The sequence below is a fragment of the Clostridium sp. AM25-23AC genome (assembly GCF_003435125.1).
Classification (GTDB): domain Bacteria; phylum Bacillota; class Clostridia; order Lachnospirales; family Lachnospiraceae; genus Pilosibacter; species Pilosibacter fragilis.
The window spans coordinates 62,708-76,797 of the sequence record NZ_QWGI01000005.1 but is presented as its reverse complement, the minus strand read 5'-3'; the positions used below and the strand labels follow the sequence as shown (position 1 = coordinate 76,797).

9 protein-coding genes are annotated in these 14,090 nt (G+C 52.2%); all 9 read right to left on the bottom strand.

What is annotated here, in order from left to right; all coding sequences use genetic code 11:
- Positions 1–94: 94 nt before the first annotated feature.
- Positions 95–1,426 carry a 16S rRNA (cytosine(967)-C(5))-methyltransferase RsmB gene (gene rsmB, locus DW677_RS04730; RefSeq protein ID WP_117566569.1) on the bottom strand — a complete coding sequence of 444 codons (1,332 nt, stop codon included), beginning with the start codon at positions 1,424–1,426 and terminating at the stop codon, positions 95–97.
- Complete coding sequence (locus DW677_RS04725) at positions 1,416–2,141, bottom strand: zinc metallopeptidase (RefSeq protein ID WP_015554621.1); 726 nt, start codon at positions 2,139–2,141, stop codon at positions 1,416–1,418. The genes rsmB and DW677_RS04725 overlap by 11 nt, the downstream gene beginning before the upstream one ends.
- Positions 2,142–2,235: 94 nt before the next feature.
- Positions 2,236–3,162, bottom strand: a complete 927-nt coding sequence (gene fmt, locus DW677_RS04720) for a methionyl-tRNA formyltransferase (RefSeq protein ID WP_117552406.1) — start codon at positions 3,160–3,162, stop codon at positions 2,236–2,238.
- A gap of 1 nt (position 3,163) precedes the next feature.
- Positions 3,164–3,640, bottom strand: a complete 477-nt coding sequence (def, locus tag DW677_RS04715) for a peptide deformylase (RefSeq protein WP_117469670.1) — start codon at positions 3,638–3,640, stop codon at positions 3,164–3,166.
- A 37-nt stretch (positions 3,641–3,677) separates the two neighbouring features.
- On the bottom strand, positions 3,678–5,897 hold the full coding sequence (gene priA, locus DW677_RS04710) for a primosomal protein N' (protein WP_117566568.1): 2,220 nt from the start codon (positions 5,895–5,897) through the stop codon (positions 3,678–3,680).
- Between the two features lie 36 nt (positions 5,898–5,933).
- Positions 5,934–7,322, bottom strand: coding sequence for a UDP-N-acetylmuramoyl-tripeptide--D-alanyl-D-alanine ligase (gene murF / locus DW677_RS04705; protein ID WP_117566604.1), 1,389 nt, complete (start codon positions 7,320–7,322; stop codon positions 5,934–5,936).
- A 49-nt stretch (positions 7,323–7,371) separates the two neighbouring features.
- Entirely contained in the window at positions 7,372–8,856 is a 1,485-nt protein-coding gene (locus DW677_RS04700; RefSeq protein ID WP_117566603.1) for a UDP-N-acetylmuramoyl-L-alanyl-D-glutamate--2,6-diaminopimelate ligase, read from the bottom strand.
- 73 nt (positions 8,857–8,929) lie between these two features.
- Positions 8,930–10,600: a formate--tetrahydrofolate ligase gene (locus DW677_RS04695; protein ID WP_117469672.1), complete on the bottom strand. Its 1,671-nt coding sequence runs from the start codon at positions 10,598–10,600 to the stop codon at positions 8,930–8,932.
- Between the two features lie 92 nt (positions 10,601–10,692).
- Positions 10,693–13,983, bottom strand: a complete 3,291-nt coding sequence (locus DW677_RS04690) for a DNA translocase FtsK (protein WP_117566567.1) — start codon at positions 13,981–13,983, stop codon at positions 10,693–10,695.
- Between the last annotated feature and the right edge of the window lie 107 nt (positions 13,984–14,090).

Sequence of the window (14,090 nt, the reverse complement as noted above, 5' to 3'; positions counted from 1 at the left end):
CTCCAAAAGCCTTGGTTCTGTCATGTTTCCACATAAATCCGTTTTTAACGGATCCGCAGGCAGTCATGTCCGCGGATTCAGAACCTGCACAGTATTATTTCTTCTTTTTGAACACAGAGATAAAGAAGCCGTCGCAGGGATGGAGTCCCGGAAGAAGCTGGATCCTGTTCTCCTCGCAGGAACTCTTAAGAGCCTCCGGCAGGAGATCTGCGATCCTCTTCTTTTCAAACGCCAGATGCTTCTCGATCCAATCCGCGTTTTCTTCATTCTCTTCCTCAGTGATCGTACAGGTACTGTAAACAAGCGTTCCACCAGGTTTTACATACTGAGTCACCACAGAAAGGATCTCCCTCTGCAGCTTCGCAAGATTTTTGATCTCATCTCTCGTCATCCGCTCTTTGATATCCGGTTTCTTTCCGATAATTCCGAGACCGGAACATGGGAGATCCGCCAGAACCACATCTGCCTGCTCCACCATAGACGGATCCAGAACTGTCGCGTCCCAGACGTTCGTGCGAATGTTCCGGAAGCCGCAGCGCATGATGTTCTCCTCAATAAGATCCGTCTTTCTCCCGCTCACATCTCTCGCTTCCACCATGCCGGTACCTTTTAAAAGATCTGCCGCATGCATGGCCTTACCTCCCGGAGCTCCGCACACGTCAAGAACGAAATCTCCCGGGGCAATAGATGCCATCCGTGCCGCAAGGGAGGAGCTTGGATCCTGAACTGTGATCTTACCTTCCGTGAACGCGCACACCCGGTCTAAGTAGTCGAAACCACGGATCGAAGCGATCCCCGGAAATATCCCGGACTCCTCCACCGTAATGCCATGATCTCTCAACTCTCCGATCGTTTTCTCCGCCGGGGAGATGCTCTCATTAAAGCGCACCGTAAGGGGGCGTTCTTCTAAAAATGACGCAGCAATGGCTTCAGAAGTCTCTTTTCCATACATTTCCTCCCACATGGATAACATCCACCGGGGGATCGAATAGCGCTCCGAAGCGTCCTTCCAGACAAGTTTCTCTTTTTCTCTGGAGACCGTCCGCAGGACACCGTTCACAAATCCGGAAAGGCCCTGGAATTTTCGTTTCTTTGCAAGCTTTACCGCCTCATTGCAGACCGCGGAGTCCGGTACACGCTCCATATACAGAATCTGGTAGACCGACATTCTGAGGATCTCCCGGATCACCGGTTTCATTTTCGCGGTCTTCACCTTCGAAAAACGGTCAAGCACCGCATCGATCTGGATCCGGTACTCCAGAGTTCCCTCCACGCATCTTGTGATAAACGCGCGGTCCTGACGCTCCAGAAACAGGTACTTTTCCAGTGCCTGTTTTAAAACAATATGGCTCAAATTATGGTTTTCGAGGACTTCCAGAAGGACGTCAAGGACGACCTCCCGGATATTTGTCGTATTATCTGTCACGTCTGTTTCTTCCTCCAAAGAGAATTATGAGACGGAGAAGCTGTAGGATCGAAGTCGCTGCTGCCGCCACGTAGGTCAGTGCCGCCGCGTTCAGTACTTTTCTCGTTCCGTTTACTTCCTCGCCCGCGAGAATGCCCTGCGCATCCAGAAGTCTTACCGCACGGGCAGATGCATTGTACTCTACCGGAAGGGTCACAAGCTGGAACAGCACCGCCAGAGAGAACATTAAGATTCCGATCTCCACCAGCGGAGAACCAAGTCCGCCGAACACAAGTCCTAAAAGGATCAGCGGCCAGGAAAGACTGGAGCCGAAGTTTGCCACCGGAACGAGAGCACTCCTGAACCGTAACGGTGCATATCCCTCATTGTCCTGCATCGCGTGGCCGCATTCGTGGGCAGCAACACCGATAGCCGCAACGGAAGTCGCTCCGTAAACGGACTGGGACAGGTTTACGGTCTTCGTCCGCGGATCATAGTGGTCAGTAAGTTCACCGGCGATCTGCTGGACCGTCACATCGTAGATTCCCTGCGCATTTAAAAGGCGTCTCGCCGCCTCCGCGCCTGTCATGCCAGTCATGCTGCGAACTCTGGAATATCTCGAGAACGTGGAATTTACACGTCCCTGAGCCCAGAGAGAAAGGGCAACTCCGATCAATACAAGGATGATCGTCGGATCAAGACCATAACCATAACCGTAACCATACATTCCGTACATAAAACATCTCTCCTTTCGATCTCGTTTCTGTCGTCCCGGCAGCCGGCTTTTCAGCCGGATTTTTCAGGACCGCCCGCGGCATCACCCGCGAAGCTTACCCGCAGAAACTTCCGTCTTCCATCTGGAAACCGCGCAGGAAGGAAGCTGTATCCATCCGCTTCTTTCCCTCAAGCTGAAGCTCCTTTACATCAAGGACACCCTCTCCGGTCTCAAAAAAAAGCCGGTCCTTTGTCACATGAATCTTTCCCGGAGCTCTTTCTCCCGGAAGATCCGTAACCTCTGCTGACCAGATTTTCATCGTCTTTCCGGCATATGATGTATATGCGCTTGGCCACGGATTTAAGCCGCGGACAAGACGTTCAATGGACACCGCGTCCTTCGTCCAGTCGATATGTCCCATTTCTTTCGTGAGCATCTTCGCGTAGGAAGTACCGGACTCTCCCTGCGGAGTTCTCGTGATCGTTCCGTTTTCCAGTCCCTTTAGAGTGGATAAGATCATGGATCCACCGAGGGCAGAGAGCTTGTCAAACAGGCTTCCGCCAGTCTCTTTCTCATCTAACGGGATCGCTTTCTGTTCCAGCATATCGCCGGTATCCAGCCCCACATCCATCATCATGGTCGTCACTCCGCTCTCCTTCTCACCGTCAATGACCGCCCACTGGATCGGGGCAGCCCCGCGGTATTTCGGAAGCAGGGACGCGTGTACATTCACGCAGCCGTATTTCGGAAGATCCAGAATGGACTTCGGAAGGATCTGGCCAAATGCGACGACAACGATGGCATCCGGTGCCATCGTTTTTAAAAGCTCCACAAATTCCGGATCCCGCACCTTTACCGGCTGGTATACCGGGATTTCATACTCGATCGCTTTTTCCTTTACAGGAGTCATAAGGACGGCTTTTCCGCGCCCCTTCGGCTTATCCGGCTGTGTCACCACAGCCACAACTTCATGTCCGCCCTCAATGAGAGCAGTCAGCGTCGGAACCGCAAAGTCCGGCGTTCCCATAAAAACAATACGCATACTATTCCTCATCCTCTCCGGCTGTATCCTGAAGTTCGCCTTCTACGAGATCGACGTAAAGTTTTCCATCCAGATGGTCGCACTCGTGGAGAATGCATCTCGCGAGAAGTCCGTCTGCCTCGATCACATACTCTTCCATATTCTCATTGAGAGCTTTTGCCTTTACATGATCCGCGCGGGTCACCTGTCCGCATTTTCCCGGAACACTTAAGCAGCCTTCCTGACCGGTCTGGCTTCCGCTCGTCTCGAGGATCTCCGGATTGATCAGCACATACTGGTTTCCGTCCTCCACATCGATAACCACGACGCGCTTGCGGACACCCACCTGCGGTGCGGCAAGGCCGACGCCGTTATTCTCATACATTGTCTCAAACATATCTTCGATGAGCTCAAGGGTCCTCTCATTCATTTCCTTTACCGGCTTACACTCTTTTGTAAGGATCTCATCTCCGATGGTTCTGATCTGTCTGATTGCCATTTTATCTTATTTCCTCTCAATTTTTTATCGAAAACTACTAAGTCAGATCATACTGGACGAACACATTCCGGAAAAGATCCGGGATGTTCTCCCGCTTCCGGGCGCAATTTCTGACTTTTAATAGTATATCATAACTTTCATGTTTCATATATAAAATTTTTCTGTAATTATCATTAAGTTTGTAGGGGGAATCCTCCACCGGACCGATGACCTTCAGTCCATCCAGTGCATATTCCCTCAGAATGACCCGTTTCATATCCTCTGACGCACGGATCACATCCGCCTCCCTCTTTGAGGAAAGTCCGATGGTCAAAAGTCTTACAAGAGGCGGATATCCCATCATCTTCCGGTACAGAAGCTCCTGCCGGTAAAACTGCAGATAGTCCTGCTCTGCCGCGGAGGATACTGCATAATGGTCCGGCGCATATGTCTGGATCACCACATCTCCCTGAAGCTCCCCGCGCCCGGCCCGCCCGGATGCCTGAGTCAGGAGCTCAAAGGTACGCTCTGCGCTCTTATAGTCCGGTGCATAGAGGGAGAGATCCGCTGCCATGACACCCACAAGGGTCACACTCGCGAAGTCATGACCCTTTACGATCATCTGGGTCCCAATGAGAATATCCGCCCCGCCCTCTGCGAAGGTGGCGAGGATCTCTTCATGAGCCCCTTTTTTTGCCGTAGTGTCCGCATCCATCCTTAAGATCCGGGCCTTTGGAAATTCCCTCTTTGTAAATTCTTCCAGTTTCTGGGTCCCCGTCCCAAAGGGCGCGATAAACGGGGAACCGCAGGACGGACATCGATCCGGCAGCGGCCGTTCAAATCCGCAGTAGTGGCATTTTAACCGCCCGTTTTTGTGGTATGTAAGACTCACATCACAGTGTGGGCATTTCATCGCCTTTCCGCAGGAGCGGCAGGACACAAAGCCCGCATATCCCCGCCGGTTCATGAACAGCATCACCTGCTGCCTGTTCGCCAGCCGGTCCTCGATCAGCCCTTTTAATCTCCGGCTGAAGATCGAGCGGTTTCCCTCTGCGAGTTCTTCTCTCAGATCCACAATATGGACCCCCGCCAGACGGCTGTTCTCCTTTGCCCTCTTTGTGAGGGTCAAAAGCTTATACTCGCCCTGTTCTGCCAGATAATAGCTCTCCACGGACGGTGTCGCAGAGCCTAAGACTACGGCTGCCCGGCTCATATCTGCCCGGACCTTTGCAACCTCCCTGGCATCGTACCGCGGTGCTGTCTCACTCTTGTAAGCTCCCTCATGTTCCTCGTCGATGATGATGAGCCCCAGATCCGGAAACGGTGTGAAAAGAGCGGAACGCGGACCGATCATAATATCGATCTCCCCGTTTGCCGCCCTCTCCGACTGCTCATAGCGCTCTCCCGCCGAAAGTCTGGAATTCATGATACCAACCCGGTTTCCAAATCGCCGGTAAAAACGCATCACGGTCTGGTAAGTCAGGGAGATCTCCGGGATCAGGACGATGGCCTGTCGGCCTTTCCGAAGGACGTGGTCGATGAGCTCCATGTAGACCTCCGTCTTACCGCTTCCCGTGATTCCGTAGAGCAGATAGGTATTACGCTGTCCGGAATCATAGTCCCGGATCACGGTCTCCGCCGCGTTCTTCTGTTCCTGATTCAGGGCAACAGGTCCGGTCTCTGGAAATCTGTTTCCTGCTCCCGGTTCTTTTTTGACTGTTTTCAGGTCCACGATCTCTTTTTCTACTAACGGTTTCAGCATCGCAGCCGTGATGCCGAGCTTTTCGGAAGTCAGCTTCAAAGGCAGCTCCCCGTTTTCAAGAAGTGCCCGGTAAAGCCTTATCCGTGCCCGGTATTTCTTCTTTTCCGCTTCTATAAGCAGCGTTTCGATCTCATTCTTCGGTTTTAAGGAAACGATCACACGTTCTTCCCTCGGCATCACCTTCGCCTTTACGGGAAGAACCGTCTTCAGTGCCTGATTCATCGTGGTGGAATAGCGGTCCTTCATCCAGAAGGCGAGGCAGATCATCTGAGTACGGATCGGGACAGCGCCTGTCTCCACATCCAGGAGCTCTTTCATTTTTTCAGGGTCATAATCTGTCTCTTTTGAGAGACCTACCACGATCCCTTTCCGTTCGGTATTTCCCTTTCCGAAAGGGATATTCACCTGAACTCCGGGCTTTACAAGCTCTTTCAGATGGTCAGGGATCCGGTATTGGAAGATCCGGTCCACATTTTTTACGGAAAGATCAATGATGACATCCGCATACGGTTCCATTTCGGATCCCTCCCTTCTCAAAACTTCCGTCCATTCCTACCTTCCGGCCATCTCCACGAATTGATCTGCCACAGCAGACAATCCCATGGAGTTGGATCCCTTAAAGAGAACGCAGTCTCCGTCCCGGATCTCCGTCTCCAGATATTTCACCATCTCCCCGCAGTCTGAAAATTCCACCACCGGAATCTCCTTTACCGCACGGACGCCTTCTGCCAGACTCCTGCATGCCTCGCCCAGCGTCACAACAAGATCCACGCCGGAATTGGCCGCGTACTCGCCCACCTCCCTGTGGTAGGCCAGATAATTCCCGCCAAGCTCCTTCATATCCGCAAGGACAGCAATATGGCGTTTTCCCGTGAGTCCCTGAAACACATCGAGAGCCGCCTTCATGGATGCAGGACTCGCGTTGTAAGAGTCATCCATCACCGTAAATCTTCCGTCGGCATAGACCTGCTGGCGGTGTTTGAATCCATGGAAAGTCAGAAGACCCTCCGCGGCTTCTTCCATCGTCATACCGCGTTCACAGCAGACCGCAATGGCTGCCAGGGCGTTCATCACATTGTGTGTGCCCATGACGTTCAAGAGGACTTTCTGGGTTTTTCCCGCATGAACAACCGTAAACTCCGTCTTTCCGTCCATGAGGACGATGTCCACCGCGCGGTAATCACAGGTTTCCCCGGTGCCATAGTAGACTGTCTTCACACCAGCCTTTCCTCTGGTCCTGCAAAGCATATCATCGTCGCCGTTTAAGATGAGGATGCCGCCATCGGAAAGTCCGTCCTGGATCGTCAGCTTCTCCCTGTAAATATTCTCGCGGGATCCAAGCTGCTCGATGTGGGTGATCCCGATGTTTGTGATCACTGCCACATCCGGCTTCGCGATCCGTGCGATCACGGTAAGTTCACCCGGCTCGCTCATTCCAAGCTCCAGAACACCCACTTCATCTTCTTTTGTGATCTCGGACACGGTAATCGGAACTCCTACCTGACTGTTGCTGTTGCCCGGAGTCTTGTATACATGAAACCGCGCGGAGAGTGCCGCCGCGATCATTTCCCTCGTTGTGGTCTTTCCGACGCTCCCTGTGACACCGACAATGGGCAGTGTCAGACGTTTTCTGAGGTAACGGCCTACGGCCTGAAGTGCTTTTTTCGTGTCATCCACAGCGATCCAGGCACAGGAGGTCTCCGCCATTTCTTCCGTTTTTTCCTTATGCTCACTTGTAAGCACCGCACCGGCTCCCTTTTCGGCAACCTGTTCCAGAAATTTATGTGCATCTACTTTCTCGCCGATGATCGGCACGAAAAGATCTCCGGTCTCAACCTGTCTGGAATCCAGGCGGATCTTGTTTAACATGACACCGTCATCTCCGGAGAGCAGTACGCCTCCGGTGGCAAGGACGATATCCTGAACGCTTACGTTCTCCATTCCTTTCCAATCTCCTTTACTGCTGCAGTCTGCGTCCCTCTGCGGACGATCATACATTATTTACCGCCTCTTCCACGACTTCCCGATCCAGAAAATGATGTTTCACACCTTCGATCTCCTGATAATCCTCATGGCCTTTTCCGATAATGGCGATCATGTCACCCTCCTCGGCGTTCCTGATCGCGTAAAAGATTGCTTCCCGTCTGTCCGGGATCACAAGATATGTTCCGTCCGTCTTCGCAAGGCCCACCTCGATGTCCTTGATGATGTCCTCGTTTTTCTCAAAACGCGGATTGTCGGCCGTGATGATACAGAGATCCGCCATCTTTCCACCGATCTCCCCCATTGAATATCTGCGATCTCTGGCGCGGTTTCCACCACAGCCGAATACACATACGAGACGCTTCGGATGATAATCCCGGAGTGTTGTGAGCAGACTTTCCATGCTGACCGCATTGTGGGCGTAATCCACGATCACACTGCACTTTTTCGATACGTGCGCGATCTCCATGCGACCATCCACGCGGACCTTCACGAGGGATCCAAGGATTGCCTGTTTTGTATGATCATCAAGCACCCCGCTTCCACCGGAAAGCGCCAGAGTGCAGACCGCCAACGCCGCCAGAGCATTATCCGCGTTGAATTTTCCCGGCATCCCTACGCGGACTCTTCCGTCAAGCATGCCGTGGATTGAGAATTCAATTCCCACAAAATCGTGATTTGATGCATAGTGAATGTCATCACCCATGAAATCCGCGTTTCCATTCAGGGCATATGTAAGAAGTCTGCAGGTCGCATCCTTTACGACCTCATCGTAGTGGTCTGTCAGACGATTCACGATCCCCGTTTTGCAGACAGTAAGAAGCCTTGACTTATAAAAAAGATACTCTTCAAAGCTCTTGTGTTCCTTCGGCCCGATATGGTCCGGAGAAATATTTGTGAACAGACCGTAGTCGAACATGATCCCGCCGACCCTGTGAAGCATTAAGGCCTGAGAGGAGACCTCCATCACACAGCACTCACAGCCAGCTTCCACCATTTTATGGAAATAATCCTGCACCACATAGGATTCCGGTGTCGTATTGGAGGTCGGGAATTTCACATCCCCGATGACTGCGCCATTCGTTCCGATGAGACCGGTCTTCTTTCCGGCTGCCTCAAGGACCGCCTTGATCATATAGCTCGTCGTGGTCTTTCCCTTCGTGCCGGTGATCCCGATGGTGATCAGTTTCTCTGCCGGATAACCGAATCGCGCCGCAGAAAGCTCCGCCAGCGCGAGTCGTCCGCTCTCAACCCGGATCACAGTCACATCCGCCGGTACTTCCACTTCTTTTTCTACCACAAGAACTTTACAGCCAGCCCTTAATACGTCCGGAATAAACTCGTGGGAATCCCTGGTGCTGCCCTGAATGCACACGAATACGGAATCCGGTCTTGCCTTTCTCGAATCATAGATCACTTCATCTACGTTCTGGTCCAGACTGCCGCAAACCAGATCGTATTTCATGCGTTTTAACCAATCTCCAATTACCACTGTCGTCATCCTTTCTCATAACCCACACAGGCGGGAACATATGCGCCCGCCTGTGAGTTTTCTTACTGCTTTTTTAGAATAATCCTGTGATCTTTCCGTTCTCGTCCACGTCAATATTGTCCGCTGCCGGTTTCTTCGGAAGTCCCGGCATAGTCATGATGGAACCGGTAAGCGCAACCACAAAGCCTGCGCCCGCGCACACATACGCATCGCGCACAGTCAGGTCAAATCCTTCCGGACGGCCAAGCTTCTTCTGGTCATCGGATAAGGAATACTGGGTCTTCGCCATGCAGACCGGAAGATCGCCAAAGCCCATCTCTGTGATCTTCGCGATCGCCTTTTTTGCCGCCGGTGAGTAGCTTACGCTGCCCGCGCCGTAAATCTCCTTCGCAATGGTCTCGATCTTATCGGAGATTCCCATCTCATCCGGATATAACGGAGCGAAATCACTCGTTTTTTTCTCCAGGGTGTTTATTACCTTCTCTGCGAGTTCAATTCCGCCGTCTCCGCCTTTTGCCCATACCTCGGACAGCGCAAACTCACAGCCTCTCTCCTCGCAGAAGTTCCGGATAAATTCATACTCTGCCTCTGTGTCCGTGAGGAAGGAGTTTAAAGTAACGACAACCGGCACATGGTATTTCTGGATGTTCTCGATGTGTTTCTCAAGGTTTACGATACCTTTCTTCAATGCCTCAAGATTCTCCTCGGAGAGCTGATCCTTCGGAACACCGCCGTTGTACTTTAACGCGCGGACAGTAGCCACGAGAACAACGGCATCCGGATGGATCCCCGCCTTGCGGCACTTAATATCAAAGAATTTCTCTGCGCCGAGATCTGCGCCGAATCCTGCCTCTGTGATCGCCACATCCGCAAGCTTTAATGCGGTTCTTGTCGCCATAACGCTGTTGCAGCCGTGGGCGATATTCGCAAACGGTCCGCCATGTACAAGAGCTCCCGTGTGCTCTAAGGTCTGTACCAGATTCGGTTTGATGGCATCCTTTAAGAGAGCTGCCATGGAGCCGACCGCGTTGAGATCCTTCGCTGTCACCGGCTCACCCGCAAAATTATACGCTACAATGATCCTTCCGAGGCGCTCCTTCAAGTCCTTCATATCCGTTGCCAGACAGAGGATCGCCATGATCTCGGAGGCAACCGTGATCACAAAATGGTCTTCGCGGACGAAACCGTCTGCCTTTGCGCCGAGTCCCACTACAATGTTTCTCAGCACACGGTCGTTCATGTCAAGACATCTCTTCCAGAGGATCTGTCTCGGGTCGATTCCAAGAGTATTTCCCTGCTGAATATGGTTGTCAAGAAGTGCTGCCAACAGGTTGTTCGCTGTCGTGATCGCATGGAAATCACCGGTAAAATGAAGGTTTAAGTCCTCCATCGGAACGACCTGCGCATATCCGCCGCCGGCTGCTCCGCCCTTGATTCCAAAGCACGGTCCGAGGGATGGCTCACGGAGAGCAAGCATTGCTTTCTTTCCGCACTTTGTCATCGCCTGTGCAAGTCCGATACTGGTTGTGGTCTTTCCCTCTCCTGCCGGAGTCGGGTTGATCGCTGTCACCAGAACGAGTTTTCCATCCGGTCTGTCCTTGATCTCCTGCCAGAGCTCATTGGAGATCTTTGCCTTGTACTTTCCGTAAAGTTCCAGATCGTCCTCAGTAATTCCATACTGGGACGCAACGGTGGTAATCGGGAGCATCTTCGTCTCCTGTGCAATCTCGATATCGGTCTTCATAATCGGTATCCTCCTTTTGTAGTAGCATATCATTTCTGTGGATCTGCGGATTCCGCAGCCGGCAGCCATTTCAATTTCAACAGCCGCAGGCTTTAGTACCCCGCTTCCAGGAATTCTTCGAACTCTTCCATGGACATCAGGATCTTCCTTGGCTTCGTTCCTTCCTCTTCCCCTACAACACCGGCCTCGGCAAGCTGATCCATGATCCGGGCAGCACGGTTAAAGCCGATCTTGAACATTCTCTGAAGCATGCCGATCGACGCTTTATCCTTCTCGATAATGAACTTGCCCGCATCGGTAAACAATGCGTCCCGCTCATTCTGTCCGCCCGCTCCTCCGGCTAAGGAGGACTGGGTCAGTTTTTTCTCGATTTCCGTGTTATATCCTGTATCCTCGTTCTGTTCTTTTAAGAACTCGGTTACATTTGACACCTCGCCGTCCGATACAAAAGCGCCCTGCACACGGAGCGGCTTCGGATAACCGGACGGGTAAAACAGCATATCGCCGTTTCCTAACAGTTTCTCTGCGCCGTTCATGTCGAGGATCGTTCTCGAATCCACGCCGGACGCAACAGAGAACGCGATCCGTGACGGCACGTTCGCTTTGATCACACCTGTGATGACATTGACGGACGGACGCTGGGTCGCGATAACAAGATGAATTCCCGCTGCCCGGGCAAGCTGTGCCAGACGGCAGATCGCGTCCTCCACCTCGTTTGAGGCAACCATCATGAGATCCGCCAGCTCGTCGATAATGATCACGAGCTGCGGCAGTTTCTTCGGAATCTGGTCCGCAGGGATATCCCCGCTCTCCGCCAGAGTCTGCACCTTCGCGTTATACCCTTTCAGGTCGCGGACATTCGAGGAAGCGAACTTATTGTATCGTTCCATCATCTCTGCAACTGCCCAGTTGAGGGCACCGGCCGCCTTCTTCGGGTCGGTGACTACCGGGATCAGCAGATGTGGGATTCCGTTATAGACGGAAAGTTCAACCACCTTCGGATCGATCATAATGAGCTTCACATCATCCGGGGATGAGCGGTAGATCAGGCTCATGATCATCGTGTTGATCCCTACTGATTTACCGGAACCAGTCTGCCCGGCGATCAGAAGGTGCGGCATCTTTGCGAGGTCTGCAATGACTACCTGTCCGCCGATGTCCTTACCCACCGCAAAAGCCAGTGTCGATTTATGATTTTTAAATTCCGGGCTCTCTAAAAGGTCACGCAGATAGACCATGCTGTTGACCTTGTTCGGCACCTCGATTCCCACAGCTGCTTTTCCGGGGATCGGCGCCTCGATACGGATATCTGCCGCCGCAAGGTTTAACTTGATATCGTCCGCCAGCGACAGGATCCGGCTCACTTTTACCCCCTGCTCCGGGTGAAGTTCGTACCGGGTAACGGTCGGCCCACAGCTGATATTCGTAACAGTGACTCCGACACCAAAGTTTCTTAATGTCTGCTGGAGCTTGATCGCCGTATCCTTAAATTCCTGTTCCGACTGCCCCGTCACGGGAGCGCCTTTCTTTAAGAGGTCAAGCGGCGGGATCATATAAGGTTTCTTCGGTTTTTCTTCCGTCTGCCGGATCTCCTTTAATACCTCGTTTCCTGCCTCTTCCCTCTCGGCTGCTTCCCGCTTTCTTACTTCCGCCTTTTTCTTTATGATCTCTTCTGTATCCGTTTCAATGACTTTTCCGGACGCGGTCACGACCTGACGGTGTTCTTCGGACGGTTCCTTAGCGGCCGGGCGTTCAGGGGATTTCTCGCTGCTGCCGTGTGCTGCCACATATGCACGGCTTCCCGGCTCTGCTGCCTGAATCCAGTAGTCCTCATTTTCCACATAAGGTTCTGTGTCGAGAAATTCGTCATCTGAAAGATCGCTCATGGATCCTTCTCCGGATACAGGAATTCCGGCCGTCTTTTCATTTTCTTCCGTCTCCGGGAACTCGGTTTTTTCCTCCTCTGCCGTCTTCGAAGTCTCTGCAGTTTCGTCTGGCTCTGCAATTTTGTCTGGTTTGGCATTCTCTGCACGGAGTCCGTCCGCTCTTCTCTCCGTGTCCCTTCTCATGGACTCAAAGATCTCGTCATCGTCCGCCGCGGGCTCATCTAACGGGATATCCGGGATATTGGATAAGACGGACACCTTCGGTTTTTTCTCCCAGGCCTTTGTCTCCCTTTTCTTTTCGTCCGGGAACATATCCTCATCATCAAAGGCACTCTCCCCATGACTGATAAACACGTCCTCATCCTCATGGATTCCGGCCGGGACAGCATCTTCCTTAAACGGAACGCGTTCCACATCCTTCATCGCGTCTTCTCCGGACCGGCCTTCCTTACTCTGATCCTCACCGGAAGACTCCGGATTTTCTACCGGCCTGCCTCCCATCGTGATCTTTCCTTTAAAGATATCTGCAGGATCCGGCTGCATACTTCCTGTCTCCGCCTTCGGATCCGCCGTTTCTTCTTTATATGTATCGGAAACATCTATTTCCTGTTTCGTCTCATCTGCCTCGGACACAGCCTCAGCATCCACAACGCCCATATAGCCACCGGCAATTCCACCGAAATCCGGAGTTCTCGAGAGATCGGTCGCAGCAAGATCCACGCCCTGAACGCGCTGCTCTTCCCGGAGTCTGCGTTTTTCCTCCTGACGTTCCTCGTGGAGCTCTTTTCTTCTGCTGTAGTCTTCCTTTGCATACCGATATGCCTTTCCACTTCCGCTCTTAACAGCGGACACGAAGGATTTTTCCGTGATGCACACCAGTGAGATGATCATAAATACGAGAAGGACCACATAGGCCCCGATGGTTCCCACCGCTGTGTGGAGAACCATAACAAGGACACCGCCGATCACGCCGCCGCCAAGTCCACTTACTCCGGCGGACTTATAGATGTCGAGGATCGTCTGACCTTCCCGGTATCCGCCGCCGAACACAAGCTGCGCAAGACCACAGAGCACGATCAGAAGGACTTCCACCGCGATCATCTTGTAGACTGCCCGGATATTCCCCTTATTCGAAGCGTAGAATAACAGTTCTGTGAACAACAATAACGGAGCCAGATAACCGATACAGCCGAACACGCCCAGCATGATCCGGCTGAAAAAGTCACCGAGGAATCCGCAGATATGGAAGTTGCTCAAGAATAACAGCACACATACCGCGAAGGTGCCGAGGATCACTGCCTCAGACTGTAAGAATCCGGTATCTTCCTCATACTGCGGTTTCGTTTCTCTTCTCTTTTCGGAAGCCCTCGCCCCTGTCCTTGTTGTCTTATTCTTAGGCGTCTGTGCAGATTTCTGCGTTGTCTTTGATGTGGTTTTTGTTCTCGCAGACGCCTGTGATTGTTTTGTCGTTTCTTTTTGTTTTCTGGTTCCAGCCAAGTGCTTTTCCCCCTTTAACTTTACGGGGCAAGTACCCCAAAATATAGTATACAAAAAAAAATGCCAAAATGCAACCGTAAGAAATTATAAATCGAACATATTTTCGG

Excerpts from the sequence above, each read along its gene's own strand:
- murF (WP_117566604.1), bottom strand. The coding sequence starts at position 7,322 with ATGGAGAACGTAAGCGTTCAGGATATCGTCCTTGCCACCGGAGGCGTA.
- def (WP_117469670.1), bottom strand. The coding sequence starts at position 3,640 with ATGGCAATCAGACAGATCAGAACCATCGGAGATGAGATCCTTACAAAA.
- fmt (WP_117552406.1), bottom strand. The coding sequence starts at position 3,162 with ATGCGTATTGTTTTTATGGGAACGCCGGACTTTGCGGTTCCGACGCTG.
- priA (WP_117566568.1), bottom strand. The coding sequence starts at position 5,897 with ATGGAACCGTATGCGGATGTCATCATTGATCTTTCCGTAAAAAATGTG.
- DW677_RS04695 (WP_117469672.1), bottom strand. The coding sequence starts at position 10,600 with ATGAAGACCGATATCGAGATTGCACAGGAGACGAAGATGCTCCCGATT.
- DW677_RS04725 (WP_015554621.1), bottom strand. The coding sequence starts at position 2,141 with ATGTACGGAATGTATGGTTACGGTTATGGTTATGGTCTTGATCCGACG.